This is a genomic window from Actinacidiphila sp. bgisy160 (assembly GCF_965342435.1).
Lineage (GTDB): Bacteria > Actinomycetota > Actinomycetes > Streptomycetales > Streptomycetaceae > Actinacidiphila.
The window spans coordinates 47,724-66,883 of record NZ_CBDRCM010000009.1; the positions used below are offsets into that span (position 1 = coordinate 47,724).

22 protein-coding genes are annotated in these 19,160 nt (G+C 71.4%); 17 read left to right on the forward strand and 5 right to left on the reverse strand.

Translation table 11 applies throughout. The features are described 5' to 3' along the window. Positions 1 to 10: 10 nt before the first annotated feature. Positions 11 to 421, reverse strand: a complete 411-nt coding sequence (locus ACRWNP_RS10695; protein WP_431960970.1) for a PLD nuclease N-terminal domain-containing protein — start codon at positions 419 to 421, stop codon at positions 11 to 13. Between the two features lie 88 nt (positions 422 to 509). On the opposite strand from ACRWNP_RS10695, the gene ACRWNP_RS10700 reads away from it, so the two are divergent. Continuing rightward, complete coding sequence (locus tag ACRWNP_RS10700; RefSeq protein WP_431960853.1) at positions 510 to 1,961, forward strand: menaquinone biosynthesis decarboxylase; 1,452 nt, start codon at positions 510 to 512, stop codon at positions 1,959 to 1,961. Continuing rightward, complete coding sequence (mqnP, locus tag ACRWNP_RS10705; protein ID WP_431960854.1) at positions 1,958 to 2,881, forward strand: menaquinone biosynthesis prenyltransferase MqnP; 924 nt, start codon at positions 1,958 to 1,960, stop codon at positions 2,879 to 2,881. Before ACRWNP_RS10700 ends, mqnP begins: the two co-directional genes overlap by 4 nt. Positions 2,882 to 2,899: 18 nt before the next feature. On the opposite strand, the gene ACRWNP_RS10710 is transcribed toward mqnP, so the two are convergent. Both ACRWNP_RS10710 and ACRWNP_RS10715 read right to left on the reverse strand, forming a co-directional pair. Next, the gene (locus ACRWNP_RS10710; protein ID WP_431960855.1) at positions 2,900 to 3,496 is read right to left on the reverse strand and encodes a DUF4870 domain-containing protein; all 597 of its coding nucleotides are present in this window, start codon (positions 3,494 to 3,496) and stop codon (positions 2,900 to 2,902) included. 35 nt (positions 3,497 to 3,531) lie between these two features. Next, a complete protein-coding gene (locus tag ACRWNP_RS10715; protein ID WP_431960971.1) occupies positions 3,532 to 4,077 on the reverse strand; it encodes a rhomboid family intramembrane serine protease in 546 nt (181 codons plus the stop codon). A 390-nt stretch (positions 4,078 to 4,467) separates the two neighbouring features. On the opposite strand from ACRWNP_RS10715, the gene ACRWNP_RS10720 reads away from it, so the two are divergent. The 5 genes from ACRWNP_RS10720 to ACRWNP_RS10740 all read left to right on the forward strand — a co-directional run bounded on the left by ACRWNP_RS10720 (position 4,468) and on the right by ACRWNP_RS10740 (position 7,924). Beyond that, positions 4,468 to 5,157 (forward strand): UbiX family flavin prenyltransferase, encoded by a 690-nt coding sequence (locus tag ACRWNP_RS10720; RefSeq protein WP_431960856.1) that lies wholly within the window; start codon positions 4,468 to 4,470, stop codon positions 5,155 to 5,157. 81 nt (positions 5,158 to 5,238) lie between these two features. After that, complete coding sequence (locus tag ACRWNP_RS10725) at positions 5,239 to 5,694, forward strand: Lrp/AsnC family transcriptional regulator (RefSeq protein ID WP_431960858.1); 456 nt, start codon at positions 5,239 to 5,241, stop codon at positions 5,692 to 5,694. 46 nt (positions 5,695 to 5,740) lie between these two features. Further along, positions 5,741 to 6,904, forward strand: a complete 1,164-nt coding sequence (gene mqnE, locus ACRWNP_RS10730; RefSeq protein WP_431960972.1) for an aminofutalosine synthase MqnE — start codon at positions 5,741 to 5,743, stop codon at positions 6,902 to 6,904. Positions 6,905 to 6,996: 92 nt separating this feature from the next. After that, entirely contained in the window at positions 6,997 to 7,515 is a 519-nt protein-coding gene (locus ACRWNP_RS10735; protein WP_431960859.1) for an N-acetyltransferase family protein, read from the forward strand. A gap of 109 nt (positions 7,516 to 7,624) precedes the next feature. Further along, entirely contained in the window at positions 7,625 to 7,924 is a 300-nt protein-coding gene (locus tag ACRWNP_RS10740; RefSeq protein WP_431960973.1) for a DUF4229 domain-containing protein, read from the forward strand. 535 nt (positions 7,925 to 8,459) lie between these two features. On the opposite strand, the gene ACRWNP_RS10745 is transcribed toward ACRWNP_RS10740, so the two are convergent. Next, positions 8,460 to 8,663 carry a cold-shock protein gene (locus ACRWNP_RS10745; RefSeq protein WP_004943697.1) on the reverse strand — a complete coding sequence of 68 codons (204 nt, stop codon included), beginning with the start codon at positions 8,661 to 8,663 and terminating at the stop codon, positions 8,460 to 8,462. Between the two features lie 306 nt (positions 8,664 to 8,969). On the opposite strand from ACRWNP_RS10745, the gene ACRWNP_RS10750 reads away from it, so the two are divergent. From ACRWNP_RS10750 to ACRWNP_RS10790, 9 genes are all read left to right on the forward strand, one after another. After that, positions 8,970 to 9,842 (forward strand): menaquinone biosynthetic enzyme MqnA/MqnD family protein, encoded by an 873-nt coding sequence (locus ACRWNP_RS10750; RefSeq protein ID WP_431960860.1) that lies wholly within the window; start codon positions 8,970 to 8,972, stop codon positions 9,840 to 9,842. A 187-nt stretch (positions 9,843 to 10,029) separates the two neighbouring features. Beyond that, positions 10,030 to 11,709, forward strand: a complete 1,680-nt coding sequence (locus ACRWNP_RS10755) for a protein kinase domain-containing protein (RefSeq protein ID WP_431960861.1) — start codon at positions 10,030 to 10,032, stop codon at positions 11,707 to 11,709. A 54-nt stretch (positions 11,710 to 11,763) separates the two neighbouring features. Next, the gene (gene mqnC, locus ACRWNP_RS10760; protein ID WP_431960862.1) at positions 11,764 to 12,963 is read left to right on the forward strand and encodes a cyclic dehypoxanthinyl futalosine synthase; all 1,200 of its coding nucleotides are present in this window, start codon (positions 11,764 to 11,766) and stop codon (positions 12,961 to 12,963) included. A gap of 9 nt (positions 12,964 to 12,972) precedes the next feature. Beyond that, positions 12,973 to 13,377, forward strand: coding sequence for an imidazolonepropionase-like domain-containing protein (locus ACRWNP_RS10765; protein ID WP_431960863.1), 405 nt, complete (start codon positions 12,973 to 12,975; stop codon positions 13,375 to 13,377). Between the two features lie 93 nt (positions 13,378 to 13,470). Further along, on the forward strand, positions 13,471 to 14,160 hold the full coding sequence (locus ACRWNP_RS10770; protein WP_431960864.1) for a demethylmenaquinone methyltransferase: 690 nt from the start codon (positions 13,471 to 13,473) through the stop codon (positions 14,158 to 14,160). Positions 14,161 to 14,275: 115 nt separating this feature from the next. Continuing rightward, on the forward strand, positions 14,276 to 15,565 hold the full coding sequence (locus ACRWNP_RS10775; RefSeq protein WP_431960865.1) for a geranylgeranyl reductase family protein: 1,290 nt from the start codon (positions 14,276 to 14,278) through the stop codon (positions 15,563 to 15,565). Between the two features lie 130 nt (positions 15,566 to 15,695). Beyond that, entirely contained in the window at positions 15,696 to 16,160 is a 465-nt protein-coding gene (locus ACRWNP_RS10780; RefSeq protein ID WP_431960866.1) for a helix-turn-helix domain-containing protein, read from the forward strand. Further along, positions 16,153 to 16,512, forward strand: coding sequence for a DUF4180 domain-containing protein (locus ACRWNP_RS10785; protein ID WP_431960867.1), 360 nt, complete (start codon positions 16,153 to 16,155; stop codon positions 16,510 to 16,512). Before ACRWNP_RS10780 ends, ACRWNP_RS10785 begins: the two co-directional genes overlap by 8 nt. Before the next feature lie 300 nt (positions 16,513 to 16,812). Next, positions 16,813 to 17,208, forward strand: a complete 396-nt coding sequence (locus tag ACRWNP_RS10790) for a hypothetical protein (protein ID WP_431960869.1) — start codon at positions 16,813 to 16,815, stop codon at positions 17,206 to 17,208. A gap of 250 nt (positions 17,209 to 17,458) precedes the next feature. Here the strand turns inward: ACRWNP_RS10790 and ACRWNP_RS10795 are convergent, their stop codons facing one another. Beyond that, entirely contained in the window at positions 17,459 to 18,244 is a 786-nt protein-coding gene (locus tag ACRWNP_RS10795; RefSeq protein ID WP_431960870.1) for a C40 family peptidase, read from the reverse strand. A 555-nt stretch (positions 18,245 to 18,799) separates the two neighbouring features. Between ACRWNP_RS10795 and ACRWNP_RS10800 the strand changes: the two genes are divergently transcribed. Further along, positions 18,800 to 19,159 carry an NADH-quinone oxidoreductase subunit A gene (locus ACRWNP_RS10800; RefSeq protein WP_018558791.1) on the forward strand — a complete coding sequence of 120 codons (360 nt, stop codon included), beginning with the start codon at positions 18,800 to 18,802 and terminating at the stop codon, positions 19,157 to 19,159. Position 19,160 lies beyond the last annotated feature (1 nt).

Here is a 19,160-nt window from a genome sequence, read left to right on the forward strand (position 1 = left end):
TCCCGCAGGATCAGCCGCGCGGCTGGTTGTCCTGGCTGTCGCCGGAGCCGTTCTCGCGCTGCCGCAGCTCCTCCTCGCGGCGCCGCAGATCGGCCTCCCAGCTCTTCAGCAGCTGCTCGTCCTTCTTGTTCTCCTCGCGGAGCGAGTGCAGGAACTCCGGGTTGTCGTCCGGGGCGACCCACTGCGTGCGGTGGTTGCGGTGCCACTCCGAGGGCGTGCTCCCGCCCGCCGGGGCCGTGCGGTGCTTGCCGGCCACCAGCCAGGCGATCGGGCCGATCAGCACCTCGCCGAAGAGCAGGATGACGATCACCCACACGACCTTGGGGAGGCCGCGGACCTGCTCCTCGGGCGTGTTGAGGCAGTCGATGAAGGCGTAGATCCACAACGCCAGCACCAGCAGGAACGGGATGTACCGGATCATCGCGGGCATGCCCCCCAGACAGCGACGGCGGGGCGTGGCAGGGCCCCGGTGACGGATCCAGGGTAGTGCGTGCCGGATACTGGACCGCATGGCTTACGACGATCTTCGCTCGCTGCTGAGGGCCCTGGAGAAGGAGGGGGACCTGAGGCGTGTCAAGGCAGAGGTCGACCCGTACCTGGAGGTCGGTGAGATCGTCGACCGCGTCAACAAGGCGGGCGGCCCGGCGCTGCTGTTCGAGAACGTCAAGGGCTCCTCGATGCCCCTGGCGATGAACGTGTACGGCACCGACCGCCGGCTGCTGAAGGCCCTCGGCCTGAAGTCCTACGCCGACATCGGCGACCGGATCGGCGGGCTGCTCAAGCCGGAACTGCCGCACGGCTTCGTCGGCGTGCGCGAGGCCTTCGGCAAACTCGCCGGGATGACCCACGTGCCGCCGAAGAAGGTGAAGGACGCGCCCGTCCAGGAGGTCGTCCTCACCGGGGACGACGTCGACCTCGACGCGCTGCCCGCCCTGTTCACCTGGCCAGGGGACGGCGGCTCCTTCTTCAACCTCGGCCTGACGCACACCAAGGACCCCGAGACCGGCGTCCGCAATCTGGGCCTGTACCGGCTGCAGCGGCACGACCGCCGCACCATCGGGATGCACTGGCAGATCCACAAGGACAGCCGCAACCACTACCAGGTGGCCCAGCGGCGCGGCGAACGGCTGCCGGTGGCCATCGCGTTCGGGTGCCCGCCGGCCGTGACGTACGCCTCGACCGCGCCGCTGCCGGGCGACATCGACGAGTACCTCCTCGCCGGTTTCGTGGGCGGCAGGCGCATCGAGATGGTCGACTGCAAGACGGTGCCGCTGCAGGTGCCCGCACAGGCCGAGGTGGTCCTGGAAGGCTGGCTGGAGCCCGGGAAGATGCTGCCCGAGGGGCCGTTCGGCGACCACACGGGCTTCTACACCCCGCAGGAGCCCTTCCCGGCGCTGACCATCGACTGCGTGACGATGCGCCGCCGCCCGCTGCTCCAGTCCATCGTGGTGGGCCGGCCGCCCACCGAGGACGGTCCGCTGGGCCGGGCCACCGAGCGGTTCTTCCTCCCGCTGCTGAAGGTCGTCGTGCCGGACATCGTGGACTACCACCTGCCGGAGGCCGGCGGCTTCCACAACTGCGCGATCGTCTCGATCGACAAGAAGTACCCCAAGCACGCCCAGAAGGTCATGCACGCCATCTGGGGCGCGCACATGATGTCGCTGACCAAGCTGATCGTCGTGGTCGACGCCGACTGCGACGTGCACGACCTGCACGAGGTGGCCTGGCGGGCGCTGGGCAACACCGACTACGCCCGGGACCTGTCGGTGGTCGAAGGTCCCGTGGACCACCTCGACCACTCCTCCTACCAGCAGTTCTGGGGTGGCAAGGCGGGTATCGACGCGACCCGGAAGCTGCCCGAGGAGGGCTACACCCGAGACGGCGGCTGGCCCGAGATGGTGCTCTCCGACCCGGAGACCGCCGCGAAGGTCGACCGCCGCTGGAAGGAGTACGGCCTGTGAGCGCCGAATCCGCGACTCCGGATCTCTTCGGACCCTCTCCGCGCCCGGACGGCAAGGTACGGGCGTTCCTGCGGCTGGTGATGATCGAGCACTCGGTCTTCGCGCTGCCCTTCGCCTACATCGCCGCGCTCAGCGCGATGTTCGCGCAGGACCGGACCGTCCACTGGTGGCAGCTCTTCCTGATCACCGTCGCCATGGTCGGCCTGCGCACCTTCGCGATGGCCTGCAACCGGATCATCGACCGCGAGATCGACGCCCGCAATCCCCGCACCGCGGGACGCGAACTGGTCACCGGCGCCGTGTCCGTGCGTTCGGCGTGGACCGGCGCGCTGATCGCCGTCGTGTTCTTCCTGGGCGCCGCCGCGCTGCTCAACCCGCTGTGCCTGGCGCTGGCCCCGATCGCGGTCGTCCCGATGGTGGTCTACCCGTACGGCAAGCGGTTCACCGACTACCCGCACGCCATCCTCGGCCTCGCCCAGGCCATGGGCCCGGTCGGCGCCTGGCTCGCGGTCACCGGCTCCTGGTCGTGGGACGCCGTGATCCTCGGCCTCGCGGTGGGCGTGTGGATCGGCGGCTTCGACCTGATCTTCGCGTGCCAGGACGTCGCCGCCGACCGCGCCCACGGGGTGCGCTCGGTGCCGGCCCGGTTCGGCATCGACGGCGCGCTGTACGGGGCGCGGGTGAGCCACGTGGTGACGACCGTGCTGCTGGTCTGGTACGGACTGGCGGTGGGTGCAGGGGCCTTCTGGTGGGCCGGCATGCTGATCGTGGGCGGCGCCTTCGTCTACGAGCACACCATCGTGAAGCCCGGCGACCTCAGCAGGCTCAACCGGGCGTTCTTCACGGTCAACGGCTTCATCGGCATGGCGCTGTTCCTCTGCGCCCTGCTGGACCTCGCGGTGCGCGGCCTGGGCGTCTGACGCCCGGGCCGCGACCGGTCAGCCGCGCACGAACGGCAGGGCGAAGAACCTGGGGTAGCTCCACCACTGACCGCTGTTGGCCTTGGTGCTGCCGATGATGCAGAAGACCAGCCCGGTCAGCAGGTACAGCGCGGCCGCGGCCGTCAGGGAGAAGGCCGTGATGGGCAGCCAGACCGGCCCGCCGTCCTCGTAGGCAGCCAGGCAGGCGAAGCCGCCCCCGTAGCCGATGATGCCGAGCAGGCCCACGATGGCCGTGGTGATGCCGTAGTTGATCGCCTGGGCGGCGTGGTGCCGGATGAACGGGTCGTGTTTGTTGGGCTGGTTGGAGCGGACGATCAGCGGGGCCACCCAGGCCAGCGCCCAGCCGACGCAGCACACGCTGCTGCCCGCCACCAGGGTGAGCAGCGCGCCCAGATGGGCCCACATGGCCGGAGTGGTGGGCGGCCGCAGCGGCGGGGGCGGGTACGGCAGCGGCCCGTGGGCGTAGCCGTAGCCGTACGGGGGCAGCGGTGGCGGCGACGCCATGGCGTGGGGGCCCTGGGCCGGTCCCTGGGGCGGCACGGGTGGTGCCGTGTCCCGCGGCGGTACCTCGTCGTGCTTGCTGAAATCGGTCATGGACAACCGCCCCCCGTCGCTTCGTTCCCGGGATCCTACGGCCTCAACTGATCAACCCGTCGGCGGGGGCGGTCCCGGAAGAGGAACGCGCCCACGACGCCGCCGACGAGGCCGAAGAGGTGACCCTGCCAGGAGACGCCCTGCGCGGTGGGCAGGACACCCCACAGGATCGAGCCGTACGCCACCGCGACGACCAGGCCGACCGCGATGTCGATCAGGCGCCGGTCGACGAAGCCGCGCACCAGCAGGTAGCCGAACAGCCCGAAGACCACGCCGGAGGCGCCCGCGGTGTTGGTGTGCGGCGGGGCCACCAGCCAGACCCCGCCACCGCTCGTCATCACGATGACGAAGACCACGCTCAGCAGGCGGCCGGTGCCGCGCAGCGCCGCGAGGAAGCCCAGCACCAGCAGCGGCAGGCTGTTGGTGGCGACGTGGTCGAAGCCGAAGTGGATGAACGCGGCCGGGATGATGTCCCGCAGCTCGCCGATCCGGCGCGGCACGATGCCGAAGGTGTCGAGCGCGTGATGGGTCATCAGGTCGACGCACTCGATCAGCCAGAGCAGCCCCACCCAGATGAACATGATCGCGGCGGCCGTCTTGGCCCGCTCGCCCGCACCCGGCGCGGCGTCACCGTGAACGCCTCGCCGGGGGCCACCGGCGTCACGGCCGGCGATGGGTCTGTACGCCACAGGTTCCCCCTCGTGGTGGTCCACCGCCCGCCTGGCCGGCCAGGCTTCCCTCACGGTAGACAACGGCCACGGCATCCGTGGCGGTTCCCGGGCCTACTCGTCCATTCCGCCCATCATGAACTGCGTCATGGCGCCCATGACGTCCTGAGGGTCGAGCGGGGTGGCGCCTGCCGGGGCGGCGACGGGTGCCGCGTCGGGGGCGAGGCCGACGGACAGCGGCAGCGCGCCAAGGATCCGCGAGGTGGCCGGAAGGTTGTGCGAGCGGCCGGATAGGCTCGCGTCATGGACGACAGCGAGCGCGGGGCACCCTGGGTGGTCGGGGTCTCCGGCGCCTCCGGGACGCCGTACGCCGCGGCGGTGCTGCGGGCGCTGCTGCACGCCGGTGAGGCGGTGGACCTGGTGGTCAGCCGGGCCGCCCGGCTCACCGTCCTGGACGAGACCGGGGCGCCCTTCCGGGACGCCCACTGGCGCGATGACCTGGCCCGCTGGCTGGCCCGCGGCGCGGACGGCACCCCGGACCGGTTCGAGACCGATCTGAGCCGGGTGCGTTACTGGTCCGCCGGGGACCTCGCGGCCGGGCCGAGCTCGGGTTCGTACCAGGTCAAGGGGATGCTGATCGTGCCGGCGAGCACGGCCTGCGTCGCGGGCGTCGCCCTCGGGCTCTCCAAGGACCTGCTGCAGCGGGTGGCGAGCGTCACCCTCAAGGAGCGCCGGCCGCTGGTGGTCGCCGTACGGGAGACGCCGCTGGGCGGCCAGACGCTCCGGCACCTGGTCGCGCTGGACGAGGCGGGCGCCGTGGTACTCCCGGCCTCGCCCGCCTTCTACGCGGGGGCCAGGGACATACAGGACCTGGTGGACTTCGTCGCCGGCCGGGTGCTGGACGCCGTGGGGGTCCCGCACAAGCTGTACCGGCGCTGGGACGGCGAGCTGGGCGCCGCCGGGGCCGGGGTGGACGGGGCTGCCGCGGATTGATGCGCAGGGCACATCCCCGTACATGCCTTAGATTCTTGTCCTGGCAGCGCAGTCGCGGCACGAATGAAGGGGTCCAGTCTGATGGACGCGGTGGACAGGCAGCTCATCCAGGCCCTCCGTGAGAACGGCCGGGCCTCGTACGCCGAGCTGGGCCGGCTGGTGGGCCTGTCCGGACCGAGCGTCACCGACCGGATCAACCGGCTGGAGCAGGCCGGCGTGATCACCGGCTACCGCGCCACGATCCGCCCCGCCGCACTCGGCCTCGGGGTGACCGCGCTGGTGGGCCTGCAGCTCAGCGACGCCGCCGACCACGAGGACGTGGCGACCCGGCTGCGCGACCTGGACGAGATCGAGGACTGCTGGTTCATCGCCGGCGACGACTCGTACATGCTCAAGGTGCGCGTCCCCGACGTGGACGGCCTGGAGCACACCATCCGCCGGCTGTCCGGCACCAAGGGCGTCTCCCGCACCCGCACCACGATCGTGCTCTCCACGAAGTGGGAGAACCGGGTCGGCGAACTCCCCGAGACAAGCTAGGCGTAAGGTCGAACGGTCGATTCGGATGGTGAAGGCGAGGCGGACGATGGACGCGGGGCTCAAGCGCGAGCTGGAGGAGAAGGTCTACGCGGGTGAGCGGCTGACCCGCGAGGACGGCATCGCCCTCTACGAGTCCGACGACCTGGCTTGGCTGGGCGGGCTCGCCCACCACGTGCGGACGAGGAAGAACGGTGACGTCGTCCATTTCAACGTCAACCGTCACCTCAACATGACCAACGTCTGCACCGCCTCCTGCGCGTACTGCTCCTTCCAGCGCAAGCCGGGGGAGAAGGACGCCTACACGATGCGCATCGAGGAGGCCGTCCGGCTGGCGAAGCAGATGGAGGGCGAGAACCTCACCGAGCTCCACATCGTCAACGGCCTCCACCCGACGCTGCCGTGGCGCTACTACCCGCGCTCGCTGAGGGCGCTCAAGGAGGCGCTGCCGAACGTCTCCCTGAAGGCCTTCACCGCCACCGAGATCCACCACTTCGAGACCATCTCCGGGATGAGCGCGAGCGAGATCCTGGACGAGCTGATCGAGGCCGGCCTGGAGTCGCTGACCGGCGGCGGCGCGGAGATCTTCGACTGGGAGGTGCGGCAGCACATCGTCGACCACCGCACCCACTGGGAGGACTGGTCGCGCATCCACCGCCTGGCGCACGAGAAGGGCCTCAAGACCCCGTGCACCATGCTGTACGGGCACATCGAGGAGCCCCGGCACCGGGTGGACCACGTGCTGCGGCTGCGCGAGCTGCAGGACGAGACCGGTGGTTTCCAGGTCTTCATCCCGCTGCGCTACCAGCACGACTTCGTCGACCTGAAGGACGGCAAGGTCCGCAACACCCTCCAGGCGCGGACCACGATGGCCAGCGGCGCCGAGGCGCTGAAGACCTTCGCGGTCTCCCGGTTGCTGTTCGACAACGTGCCGCACGTGAAGGTGTTCTGGGTCATGCACGGCGTGCAGACCGCCCAGCTGGCGCTGCAGCACGGTGCGGACGACATGGACGGCTCGGTCGTCGAGTACAAGATCACGCACGACGCCGACAACTACGGGACGCCCAACAAGCTCACCCGCGACGACCTGCTGGAGCTCATCCAGGACGCGGGCTTCCGTCCGGTCGAGCGCAACACCCGGTACGAGATCATCCGCGAGTACCCCGGTCCCGATGCCGCCCGCCGTGAGTCGCCGCAGCCGATGCGCGTGTGAGACCGGGGACGAGGTTCCGACTTAACCCCGATGTCGGCCGGCGGCCGGACGCCCGTCGAGTGCTGTCAGCCTCGATGCCTAGGGTGTGCGCCATGGCACTGCGCTTCACCCTCGACCCCGAGCTCACCCCCGGACTGCGGGACCGGCTCGTCCGCATGTGGACCGACGTCACCAACGCGGGCGGCGCCGTCGGCTTCGTCGCGCCCGTGGGCCGGGCCGACGTCGCCCTCGAAGCCGAACGGCACTACGCGGCGCTGTCCGAGGGCAGGGCGCACATGGTCGCGGGTTTCCGCGGCGACCGGCTGGTCGCCTCGGCTTTCCTCACCTTCAACACCCACCGCCTGATGAGGCACTGGGCGTGGCTGTACACCGTCATGGTCGACCCGTCCCTGCAGGGCTGCGGGAACGGCTCGGAGCTGCTGCGGGCGGCGGAGCGGGCCGGCCGCGACCTCGGTCTGGAGGGACTGAAGCTCACCTGCCGCGGCGGCATGGGGCTGGAGCGCTTCTACGCCTCGGCCGGCTACAAGGAGGTCGGGCGTGTTCCCGCGGCGATACGCGTCGCCGCAGGTGACGACCGTGACGACATCACGATGTGGCTCCCGCTGACCTGACGGTCCCGGGCCCGTGCTTCACTGATACGGGTATGTCAGGTCCGTCCCGCGGACCGGAACGAGGGAAACGAAGGAAGTGGCAACGACCGTGAGCTGGAAACCGAGCCCCATGCTGCGCTACTCCCTGATGCGTCTTGGCCTGTTCGCGGCCTGCTTCCTGGTGATCTGGGGCCTGGTCTACGTCCGCGTGCTGCCGGCCGGCCTCGGCGACTCCAACCTGCTGTGGGTGATGCTGCTCGCGCTGGTGATCAGCGCGCCGCTCAGCTTCGTCGTGCTGCGCGGGGTGCGCGAGGAGGCCTCCGTCCAGGTCTCCACCCGCGTGGAGCGCGCGAAGGCGAACCTCGCCGCCAGCGCCGCCCAGGAGGACGAGGCGGACGACGCCTCGCGCGCGGCGGCTCGGAGCAACTGACACCCGGGGGCCGGGGCGGCCCGCGAGCGCGTGCCGAGGCAGGTCCGCGAACGCCGGAGGCCCGGCGCGGCGGGGCCATTGCCCGCCTCCTGAATGCGTTACCGTAAGTAACATCCGCCTACGGAGCCCACGCGTCGAGGGCGGGCCGTACGTCTGCGCCCCGCTCGCCCCCCGACCCGAGGGCCTGGAGCACGGGAAGCGGACCGGCCACAAGGCGGAGGCCCTGGGCGAGCCGGTCTCCGGCGCGGAACTGCCTGCCGGGCAGCAGCCGGCCGTGGACGACGCGAATTCCACCGTTTCCCGTGCCGAGTCCATACGCCGCTTCACTGTGCGCCCGTTCGCATTCACGGAGCGGTCGGCGGCCATCTCACCCGTCCATGAAACTGCGCCGCGCGGTCGTCGCCGCCGACTTCGCACGGGAGACCGAAGCCGCTTTACGCGGTTTCCCGACCGCGGCGCCCGAAAGGCAGGAGCCCCGCACGACCGTGCGGGGCTCCTTGGTACTGCTCGTCGGTTACTGCGCGTCAGTCCGCGATCAGGCGGGGGTGACGTTCTCCGCCTGAGGGCCCTTCGGACCCTGCGTGACGTCGAAGGTCACCGCCTGGTTCTCCTCCAGCGAACGGAAGCCGGAGGCGTTGATCGCGGAGTAGTGGACGAAGACATCGGGGCCGCCGCCGTCCTGGGCGATGAAGCCGAAGCCCTTCTCGGCGTTGAACCACTTGACGGTTCCGGTAGCCATAAGCCCTCCTTGGGCCAAAGGGTTGCCCTGCTCCAGAACCTGCCCTGCTCACTGCAAGAAGTCTGAAAACTACAAAAGCCCGCGGTCACATGCTCCGCAGGCTCTGTACTGCAAGGGAAACCAAACTGCAACTTGCGACGACAGTAGCACGGAGCATCTGCGGCGGGGAAGAGCGACAAGATCGGATTTCCCCCGTGCCGCGCGAGGCGCGAACGCGGAGTGAACGCGGTGCCGACTCCCGATGGCCCGGCGTGGGTGACCGGGCCCCGCCGGAAGATCCCGGGGGCGGGGGTCTAGCCTCCTGATGTGGACAAATCTGCGCCTCTTCCATCCGCCGGTGGTGCGCGCCGGGCCCGGCCTCGCGTCGGGCACATCCAGTTCCTGAATTGTGTACCCCTTTACTGGGGATTGGCCCGAACGGGTGCCCTGCTCGACCTGGAGCTGACCAAGGACACGCCGGAGAAGCTGAGCGCCCAGCTCGTCGCCGGGGACCTGGACGTCGGTCCGATCACCCTCATGGAGTACCTCCGGCACGCCGAGGACCTGGTAGCGCTCCCGGACATCGCCGTCGGCTGCGACGGCCCGGTGATGTCCTGCGTGATCGTCAGCCAGGTCCCGCTGGGCTCGCTGGACGGCGCCCGGGTCGCCCTCGGCTCCACCAGCCGCACCTCGGTCCGCCTGGCCCAGTTGCTGCTCGCCGAGCAGTACCGGGTCGAGCCCGACTACTACACGTGCCCCCCCGATCTCTCGCTGATGATGCAGGAGGCCCAGGCCGCCGTCCTGATCGGGGACGCGGCGCTGCGTGCCTCGCTGCACGACGCGCCGCGGCTCGGCCTGGAGGTGCACGACCTCGGGCTGATGTGGAAGGAGTGGACCGGGCTGCCCTTCGTCTTCGCCGTCTGGGCCGCCCGCCGCGACTACCTGGCGGCCCGTCCCGACGCGGTGCACGAAGTGCACCAGGCCTTTCTCGCCTCCCGCGACCTGAGCATGGAGGAGGTGGAGAAGGTCGCCGAGCAGGCCGCCCGCTGGGAGGCCTTCGACGCCCGCACACTCCAGCGCTACTTCACCACCCTGGACTTCTCGCTCGGCCCCGAGCAGCTCACCGGCATCGCCGAGTTCGCCCGCCGGGTGGGCTTCCCGGCGCAGGCGCGCGTCGAACTGCTGGGCGCCGGGGGCTGACCCGTACGGGCCGGTGGCGCCCCGCCGCCGGCCCGGGCAGGGCCCGCGGGCCCACTGCGATCGTCGGCGGCCCCGGCCGTGGCGACGGCCTCCGGACCCGCTCAGGCGGCAGCCGCGACGGCTGGGGTGACCACGGCGGCCACGGGTACAACTCCACTGACCTTCCGCACCGGTGAGAGGCGCGCAGATGCAGCCCCTGCAAGCGAACGACCCCCCGGCGATAGGCCCGTACCGCATCCTCGGCCGGCTGGGGGCCGGCGGGATGGGCCGGGTCTACCTGGGGCGCAGCCCCGGCGGCCGGACGGTGGCCGTGAAGGTGGTGCGTTCGGAGCTCGCGGACGACCTGGAGTTCCGCACCCGGTTCCAGCGCGAGGTCGACGCGGCGCGCCGGGTCGGCGGCGCGTGGAGCGCGCCGGTGCTGGACGCCGACACCGACTCGCCGGTGCCGTGGGTGGCCACCCGCTACGTCGCCGGTCCCGCCCTGTCCGAGGCCGTCGCCACCTTCGGGCCCCTGACGCCGCAGGGCGTACGGGCGCTGGGCGCGGGGCTCGCCGAGGCGCTGGAGGCCGTGCACGGGCGGGGGCTGGTGCACCGCGACATCAAACCGTCCAACGTGCTGCTCTCGCTCGACGGCCCGGTGCTGATCGACTTCGGCATCGCCCGTGCCATGGACGCCACGGCCGCCCTGACCAGCAAGGGCGTGGTCGTCGGCTCGCCCGGCTACATGGCGCCCGAGCAGGTCACCGGCGGACCCACCGGCCCCGCCGCCGACATCTTCGCCCTCGGCGCGGTGCTGGCCTTCGCCGCGACCGGCCGCGGTCCCTTCACCGGGGACAGCGCGGCGGTCCTGCTCTACAAGGTCGCCCACGAGGAGCCCGAACTCGACGGAGTCCCCGACGAGCTGCGCCGGATCGCGGAGTCCTGCCTGGCCAAGGACCCCGCGGTGCGTCCGACGCCCCGCGGGCTCGCCGAACTGCTGGCCCCCGGCGGCGACGCCGCGTCGCTGGTGCGGTCCGGCTGGCTGCCGGCCCCGCTGACGGAGCGCCTGGGGCGGCAGGCCGTCGAGTTGCTCGACCTCGAACCCGCTCCGCCACCGGGCCCGAACGGCCCGGTCACCGGTACCGCGGACGGGACCGCCGGCGGGCCGGGCGGCAGCCGCGGCTCGTACGGTTCGCACCCCTCGTACGGGTCGTTCGGCCCGCCGCCCTCGCTGACCGAACCTCACGACGCGCCGCCGCCGGCCGCCACGCCCCCGCCCACCCCCGCCCCGGGCCAGCGGCGCGGCCGCGCCGCCGCTCTGGCCGCCACGGGGATCGTGCTGGTCGCGGCCGCCGTGGCACTGGCGCTCGTGCTGCCGGGCCTCGTCGACGGCTCGGAGCAGGCCAAGGGCGGTGAGCGCGGCCCCTCGCACAACGCGGACTCCGGGCCCTCGACGGCGTCCTCGGCCACATCCTCCTCCCCGGCGTCCTCCTCCCCGCCGCCGGCCTCGGGGCCGCGGCTGGACGCCCTCCCGAAGGCCTTCGTCGGTACGTGGAAGGGCGACACCGTCACCGCCCACGGCGTGCCGGGGACGATGGAGATCACGCTGCGCGAGGGCAAGGTCGGCGCGGTCGTCGGCCGCGACAAGAGCGTGCTGGACCTGCTCGGCACGTCCTACGACTGCAGCGGCGACTGGAAGCTCGCCGAGGCCACGGAGAAGAGCGTCGTGCTGGACACCAGTGGCGGCACCAACCCGCATCCCGGGGTCTGCTCGGACGGCTCGGCCGACGAGCGTTTCGCCCTCAACGCGGACGGCTCGCTGCACTACCGCTCGGGCGACTCCCTGGCCGGTCAGCCGGAAGGGGACCTCAGGAAGCAGGGCGGCTGACCCCCTGGCGTAGGCTGAGCGGGTCCGTCAACGACCCTCGGAAGGGACGCCCCGGTGAGCGAGAACGCCGACCTGCAGTCCGTCCTCGACCGTGCCGCCGACGGCGGCCGCATCACGCCCGAGGAGGCGCTCGACCTCTACCGCTCCGCGCCCCTGCACGCCCTCGGTGCCGCAGCCGACGCCGTGCGCCGCCGCCGCTACGCGGGTACCGAGCACATCGCGACGTACATCATCGAGCGCAACATCAACTACACCAACGTCTGCGTGACGGCGTGCAAGTTCTGCGCCTTCTACGCCGCGCCCAAGGACACGGCCAAGGGCTGGACCCGCGACCTCGACGACATCCTGCGCCGCTGCGCGGAGACGGTCGAACTCGGCGGCACCCAGATCATGTTCCAGGGCGGCCACCACCCGGACTACGGCGTCGAGTACTACGAGAAGCACTTCAGCGCCATCAAGCAGGCCTTCCCGCAGCTGGTCATCCACTCCCTCGGTGCCTCCGAGGTCGAGCACATGGCCCGCATCTCCAAGGTGCCGGTGGAGGAGGCCATCGCCCGTATCCACGCCGCGGGCCTGGACTCCTTCGCGGGCGCAGGCGCCGAACTGCTGCCGCAGCGGCCGCGCAAGGCGATCGCCCCGCTGAAGGAGAGCGGCGAGCGCTGGCTGGAGATCATGGAGACCGCGCACAAGCTCGGCGTGGAGTCGACGTCCACGATGCTCATGGGCACCGGCGAGACCAACGCCGAGCGCATCGAGCACCTGCGCATGATCCGTGACGTGCAGGACCGTACGGGCGGCTTCCGCGCCTTCATCCCGTACACCTACCAGCCCGAGAACAACCACCTGAAGGGCCGGACCCAGGCCACGCTCTTCGAGTACCTGCGGATGATCGCCATCGCACGGATCTTCCTGGACAACGTGGCCCACATCCAGGGCTCCTGGCTCACCACCGGCAAGGAGGTCGGCCAGCTGTCGCTGCACTACGGCGCCGACGACCTCGGCTCGGTGATGCTGGAGGAGAACGTGGTCTCCTCGGCCGGTGCCAAGCACCGCTCCAACCGCATGGAGCTGATCCACCTGATCCGCGCCGCGGGCCGGGTCCCGGCCCAGCGCGCCACCACCTACGAACACCTCGTCGTCCACGACGACCCGGCGAACGACCCGGTCGACGACCACGTCGTCTCCCACCTGTCGTCGACGGCGATCGAGGGCGGCACGGCGCACCCGGAACTGAAGCTGCTCAGCACTTCCTGACCAGCGCCGATGCTGACGATCCATGCCGGGACCGACGGCCCGGCCGTGGTGGTGGACGGCGGCCTCGTCGCCGCCGTGGGCCCGCTCGACGCGGTACGGGCGGACCACCCGGGCGCCCGCGTCCGGACCTGGCCCGGCGCGCTGCGTCCGGGCCTGACCCACGAGGGCGAGCTCCCGCCGGCCCCCACCCCGCGCGAACGCGTGCACGCCCTGTTGCTGCGCGGGGTCACGGCCGTCGCCACCGCCCCGGCCGACCCCGCTCTGCGTTCCGCCCTGGACCGCAGCGGCCTGCTGCCGGCGCGTCAGGCCCCGCCTCTGGAGCCGGGCGCCCGGGCGGACTTCGCCGTCTTCGACGAGCACGGCGCCTGCCTCGCCACCGTCGTCGCCGGCCGGCTCCTGCACCGCAGGGCCTGAGCGGCCACCCGTGCGCCTCGTCGGCCGGGTGGCCGCTCACCGCAGCCGGGGCCCCTGCGCGGAGCGCGGGGCCGCCGGGTGAACAATGGGGGCGTGACCCGAGCCTCCCTGGACAAGCAGCCGCACGAAGTCGCCGCCATGTTCGACGACGTCGCGGCCAACTACGACCTGACCAACGACGTGCTGTCGCTCGGCCAGGACCGCCGCTGGCGCAAGGTCGTCGCGCAGTCCCTCGCCGTCCGTCCCGGGGAGCGCGTGCTGGACCTGGGCGCCGGCACGGGCACCTCCTCCCTGCCCTTCGCCGAGGCGGGCGCCCGCGTGGTGCCCTGCGACTTCTCCCTCGGCATGCTCCGCGAGGGCAAGCGCCGCCACCCCTTCCTCCCGCTCACCGCGGGCGACGCGACTCGGCTGCCGTTCGCCGACGGGGTCTTCGACGCCGTCACGATCTCCTTCGCCCTGCGCAACGTCCACGACACCGACGCCGCGCTGCGCGAGATGCTGCGGGTCACCCGTCCCGGGGGCCGGGTCGTCATCTGCGAGTTCAGCCACCCCACCTGGGCGCCGTTCCGCACGGTCTACACCGAGTACCTGATGCGGGCGCTGCCGCCCGTCGCCCGCGCGGTCAGCAGCAACCCCGACGCGTACGTGTACCTCGCCGAGTCGATCCGCGCCTGGCCCGACCAGCCCGGCCTCGCCGGGCGACTGCAGAAGGCCGGCTGGTCCAAGGTCGCCTGGCGCAACCTTTCGGGCGGCATCGTGGCGCTGCACCGCGCGGTGCGCTGAAGGCGGGGCGCCCGGTCCGCGCGCGGAGGGGGCCACATAGACTGCACGGGTCCGGTCCGGCCGCCGCCGGCTGGTCGCAGACAGGCCGCATCAGCCCAGAGCAGCGAGGAGCACCGTGACCGAGACCGCCGCTTCGGAACGCAGCGCCGATGTGATCGTCGTAGGTGCCGGGCCCGCCGGTTCGACGACGGCCTACTACCTGGCGAAGGCGGGGCTCGACGTCCTGCTGCTGGAGAAGACCGCCTTCCCGCGCGAGAAGGTGTGCGGTGACGGCCTGACGCCCCGGGCGACCAAGCAACTGGTCGCGATGGGCATCGACATCTCCGAGGAGGCGGGCTGGCTGCGCAACAAGGGCCTGCGCATCATCGGCGGCGGGGTCCGGCTGCAGCTGGACTGGCCGGACCTGGCCTCGTTCCCCGACTACGGGCTCGTGCGCAAGCGCGAGGACTTCGACGAACTCCTCGCCCGTCAGGCGCAGAAGGCCGGCGCCCGGCTCTACGAGCGCTGCAACGTGGGCGCCCCGATCCGCGACGCGCGCACCGGCCGCATCACGGGCGTCGAGGCCAAGCTGGGCGAGGAGAAGACCCCGGTCACCTTCCACGCGCCGCTGGTGGTCGCGGCGGACGGCAACTCCACCCGGCTCTCCCTCCAGATGGGCCTGCACCGTCGTGAGGACCGCCCGATGGGCGTGGCCGTCCGCACGTACTTCACCTCGCCGCGGCATGACGACGACTACCTGGAGTCCTGGCTGGAGCTGTGGGACCGGCGCGTCCCCGGCAACCCGCGGCTGCTGCCCGGCTACGGCTGGATCTTCGGCATGGGGGACGGCACCTCCAACGTGGGCCTGGGCGTCCTCAACACCTCCGCCTCCTTCAAGGAGCTGGACTGGCGCGAGGTGCTGAAGGCCTGGTGCGCCTCGATGCCGGAGGACTGGGGCTACACCGAGGAGAACATGACCGGGCCGATCCGCGGTGCGGCGCTCCCGATGGCCTTCAACCGCCAGCCGCACTACACCAAGGGCCTGCTGCTGGTCGGCGACGCGGGCGGCCTCGTCAACCCGTTCAACGGCGAGGGCATCGCCTACGCGATGGAGTCCGGCCAGATCGCCGCCGACGTCATCGTCCAGGCGCACGCGCGCGGCACCGCGGCCCAGCGGGAACTGGCGCTCCAGTCGTACCCGCGGATCCTCAAGGACACCTACGGCGGCTACTACACGCTCGGCCGGGCCTTCGTGAAGCTGATCGGCAATCCGAAGGTCATGAAGCTGGCGACCCAGCGCGGCCTGACGCACCCGATGCTGATGCGCTTCACGCTGAAGCTGCTGGCGAACCTGACCGACCCGTCGGGCGGCGACGCGATGGACCGTGTGATCAACGGTCTGTCGAAGGTGGCGCCGCGCTCCTGACCCCTCGGCATCCGCTTGCCACGCTGGCCCGTTCCGTACGGGCCGGCGCGGCTTTCTTGTGCCGTCACGCGGCTGCGGGGGATTACCTGAACAACTCTTTCGTTACCCCTACAGGGTAGGATGCGTACTTATGGAGAGGGACTGGTTGTCCGTCGAGCAGGTCGCGGACCGGCTCGGTCTGCACGTGCGGACGGTCCGCGGCTACATCCGCGACGGCCGACTGAAGGCCGTGCGCATCGGCAAGCAGTACCGCGTCGCCCGGGCCGACCTGGACGCCCTCACCGGCAGGCCGGCGGCCGCCGACCGGCACCGGGTGGAGGTCTCGGCCGTCGTCGAGGTCGAAGGCATCGGGGCGGCCGCCGCCGACCGCCTGGGCACCCTGCTCGTGGCCGGCGCCCAGATGGCGCGGGACCCCCACGAGTTGGCCCGGGTCCGGACGGTCTACGACGACGAACGCTCGCGGCTGAAGGTCGTGGTGCTCGGCGGCGCCGCGGCGACGGCGGACGTCCTGCGCACCATCGACGGCGTCCTGGGAGGGGAGAACGACATGTTCCCGGAGGAGCGGACCGAGGACCCGGAGGCGGACCGTGGCTGACGTGGTGACCGAGCGGCGGGGCGTTCCCGTCCTCGTCTGCGGCGAGGAGGGCGCGCGGATCTCCGGCGTCCAGGACGCGCTCGACGTGATCGGATCCGCCTTCCACCGGGCGGAGGTGGTGGCCGTCCCCGTCGGCAGGCTGGACGAGCGGTTCTTCGCCCTGCGCACCGGACTGGCGGGGGAGATCCTGCAGAAGTTCGCCAACTACCGCATACGGCTTGCCGTCGTGGGCGACGTCTCGGCGTACACCGGGGCCAGTACGGCCTTTCGGGACCTGGTCCGCGAGTGCAACCGCGGCGACCGCGCGTGGTTCGTCGACGACCTCGGGGCGCTCGACGCCCGCCTGGGCTGACCGGACGCCGGCTCGCCACCGGAGCGAACTCCCGGCGCCGTGGCCTTCGTTGTTCCGCCGGGCACCGCGGTGCGCCGGGACGGGTGGTGAACTTTGGTGCCCCGCCCGCACGTTCGCGCGGGCCCGGGTGGAGGCAGGCGGGCGGGGCGGTCCGCCATTCTCTGACATCGATGTCGTTGACATCGATGTCAGGCGCGTCTGCCCCGGAGTCAGCTCGCGCCCGAAATGCGGGATTTGAGGCGTTGTGCTCATACTTTTGATCACTGCTCGGGGATCCGTGATCAAGAGAAGGGTGCAGTCATGAGCACGCGCATAACCCAGGTTCTGGCCGCCGCTGCCGCATCGGTCCTGCTCGCCGGAGGGGGCGTGCTCGCCGCCGGCCCGGCCTCGGCGGCACCCACGGACAACCGTCCGAGCGACCGCAGGGGCGACGACCGGCGTGACGACGACCGGCGGGGCGACGACCGGCGGGGCGACCGGCGTGACGAGGACCGGCGGGGCGACGGCCGTCACGACGACGACCGGCGGGGCGACCGGCGGGGACAGTGCTCGTTCGGTTCGGGCTCCTGGAAGCTGGAGTACCGCCCCGGACGCCTGGTGCGGGTCTCCAGCCACGGCCGCGTCAAATGGGTCCGCACGCCGGGCCACTGGGTCAGGGTCTGGCACGGCGGAGGCCGTGACTGCCACCGTCGATGAACCCGGAGCCCGGCCACCCGCCACGGCGGAGCCGGGCTCCGGCCCGTGAGCCCCCTCCGGGGCTCCCCCGGTCGTCCGGCCCCGTGTGCGGTACCTCTCCTTGCGGCGGGGCCGGACCTTCGTGTGCGGCCGCCTGCCGCGGGGTGCGATGCGGCGGCTCCCCTCGCGGCGGCGGACCGCACGGGCACGGAACGGAGGAGGCCGCCGGCCCGGTGCGGGGCGGCGGCCTCCGTGGGGACGGGGCGCGTGATCAGAGCACGCGGACGGCGGACGTCGGCATGTAGTTGGACATCTGCTGGATGACGACGCCCTTGCTCGGGTTCGCCGCGTCCAGGTACTGCCCGCCGCCGATGTAGACGGCCACGTGGTAGGCGGAGCCGACGCCGCCCCAGAAGACGAGGTCGCCCGGCTGGACCGCGCTCACGGACACGGGGGTGCCGAAGGTCGACTGCGCCTGCGAGGTGCGCGGCAGCTCGACGCCGATGGTGCGGAAGGCGGCCTGGGTGAGACCGGAGCAGTCGTACGCGCTGGGGCCCGTGGCGCCGTAGACGTACGGCTTGCCGACCTGGGCCTTCAGGAAGCCGATGACGGAGGCGACGCTGCCCGTCGCGGTGGAGGAGGAGGCGGCCAGCGCGGTGCGCCCGGCGGAGCGGGACGCGGTCGCGGTCCCGCGCGCCTTGGCGGCCTTGGCCGCGGCGCGGGCCCGCGCGTCGGCGGCGGCCTTCTTCTTCTGGGCGGCCTTCATGGCCGCGGTGCGTGCCTGCGCGCGGGCGGCGTCCAGCTGCTGCTCGACGACGGTCTCGTCGATGGCGTCAGCGGCCTGCGCGGCGGTGGCGGTGGTGGAGAGGGCGGGGATGACGGGGATGCTCCCCGTGGTCGCCGGGTCGGTGGCCGAGGGCTCGGCGTTCGCCGAAGACGACATTCCGGTCAGGGCGAGCGTTCCGATGACGCCGCCGGCGACTCCTGCGCGGCGCACCCAGTTGGGGCTCTGCGAGGCGCGTCGCCGGCGGCGTATATGCGAGGTCTGAAGGGACATGAAGACTTGGGTATCAGGCCCGGTCGGTTCCGTTCAACAAAAGTGTGATGCGCCACAGTTGGCTCCGGACCAGTGGTATTGTCCCTTTTTTGATCTTCCTTATTCAGGGCGTTCCGGACATTCAACTTCAAATCCTCGTGCGCGCGTTCACGTGCTCCGGGCCGCCGTCAGCGCGGCGTTTCACGGCTCACCCGCACGGGTGGCGAGTCGCTACCACGTCCTCCGGTCCGGCTCCAATTTGCCTCGACTCGTCGCGTCCTGATAGTGCGGCACCCCTGTTTACCAGCGGAAACACAGGAGAATGTGACTTCTGGTGATCGTTTGGGATTACTGAGTGAGAAGATCACCGCTCATCCCCGTTCATGATCGTTCGACGGGTGGCGGAGATCACAAAGGCCAGAGTGAACCCCGTGTCGCAGATCACAGACCAGGAGGCATAGGATGCGGGCAGTCTGGGCTTGTGAACTGCCTCACATGGGGTCGATCCAGGTGGCGCGGGGCGCATGTCCGGGCACGGTCCGTCATCAGTCATCGTCGACTGGAAGGAGCGGGGACGTGAATGCCTACGCGCCCATCCTCGTGCTGGGCGGCCTCGGGGCCGGCTTCGCGATCTTCTCCGTGGTCATGGCCTCCATCATCGGCCCGAAACGGTACAACCGGGCCAAGTTGGAGGCGTATGAGTGCGGCATCGAGCCGACTCCGCATCCGGCCGGGGGTGGCCGTTTCCCGATCAAGTACTACCTGACGGCGATGCTCTTCATCGTCTTCGACATCGAGATCGTCTTCCTCTACCCCTGGGCCGTCACCTTCGACGCCCTGGGGGTCTTCGGGCTCGTCGAGATGCTCCTCTTCGTGCTCACCGTCTTCGTCGCCTACGCCTACGTCTGGCGGCGCGGCGGCCTGGAATGGGACTAGG

Coding starts and splice junctions, on each gene's coding strand:
- ACRWNP_RS10795 (WP_431960870.1), bottom strand. CDS start 18,244: ATGTCCCTTCAGACCTCGCATATACGCCGCCGGCGACGCGCCTCGCAG.
- mqnE (WP_431960972.1), top strand. CDS start 5,741: ATGGACGCGGGGCTCAAGCGCGAGCTGGAGGAGAAGGTCTACGCGGGT.
- ACRWNP_RS10755 (WP_431960861.1), top strand. CDS start 10,030: ATGCAGCCCCTGCAAGCGAACGACCCCCCGGCGATAGGCCCGTACCGC.
- ACRWNP_RS10695 (WP_431960970.1), bottom strand. CDS start 421: ATGATCCGGTACATCCCGTTCCTGCTGGTGCTGGCGTTGTGGATCTAC.
- ACRWNP_RS10735 (WP_431960859.1), top strand. CDS start 6,997: ATGGCACTGCGCTTCACCCTCGACCCCGAGCTCACCCCCGGACTGCGG.
- ACRWNP_RS10700 (WP_431960853.1), top strand. CDS start 510: ATGGCTTACGACGATCTTCGCTCGCTGCTGAGGGCCCTGGAGAAGGAG.
- ACRWNP_RS10715 (WP_431960971.1), bottom strand. CDS start 4,077: ATGTTCATCTGGGTGGGGCTGCTCTGGCTGATCGAGTGCGTCGACCTG.
- ACRWNP_RS10765 (WP_431960863.1), top strand. CDS start 12,973: ATGCTGACGATCCATGCCGGGACCGACGGCCCGGCCGTGGTGGTGGAC.
- ACRWNP_RS10725 (WP_431960858.1), top strand. CDS start 5,239: ATGGACGCGGTGGACAGGCAGCTCATCCAGGCCCTCCGTGAGAACGGC.
- ACRWNP_RS10710 (WP_431960855.1), bottom strand. CDS start 3,496: ATGACCGATTTCAGCAAGCACGACGAGGTACCGCCGCGGGACACGGCA.
- ACRWNP_RS10780 (WP_431960866.1), top strand. CDS start 15,696: ATGGAGAGGGACTGGTTGTCCGTCGAGCAGGTCGCGGACCGGCTCGGT.
- ACRWNP_RS10790 (WP_431960869.1), top strand. CDS start 16,813: ATGAGCACGCGCATAACCCAGGTTCTGGCCGCCGCTGCCGCATCGGTC.
- ACRWNP_RS10720 (WP_431960856.1), top strand. CDS start 4,468: ATGGACGACAGCGAGCGCGGGGCACCCTGGGTGGTCGGGGTCTCCGGC.
- ACRWNP_RS10745 (WP_004943697.1), bottom strand. CDS start 8,663: ATGGCTACCGGAACCGTCAAGTGGTTCAACGCCGAGAAGGGCTTCGGC.
- ACRWNP_RS10740 (WP_431960973.1), top strand. CDS start 7,625: ATGCTGCGCTACTCCCTGATGCGTCTTGGCCTGTTCGCGGCCTGCTTC.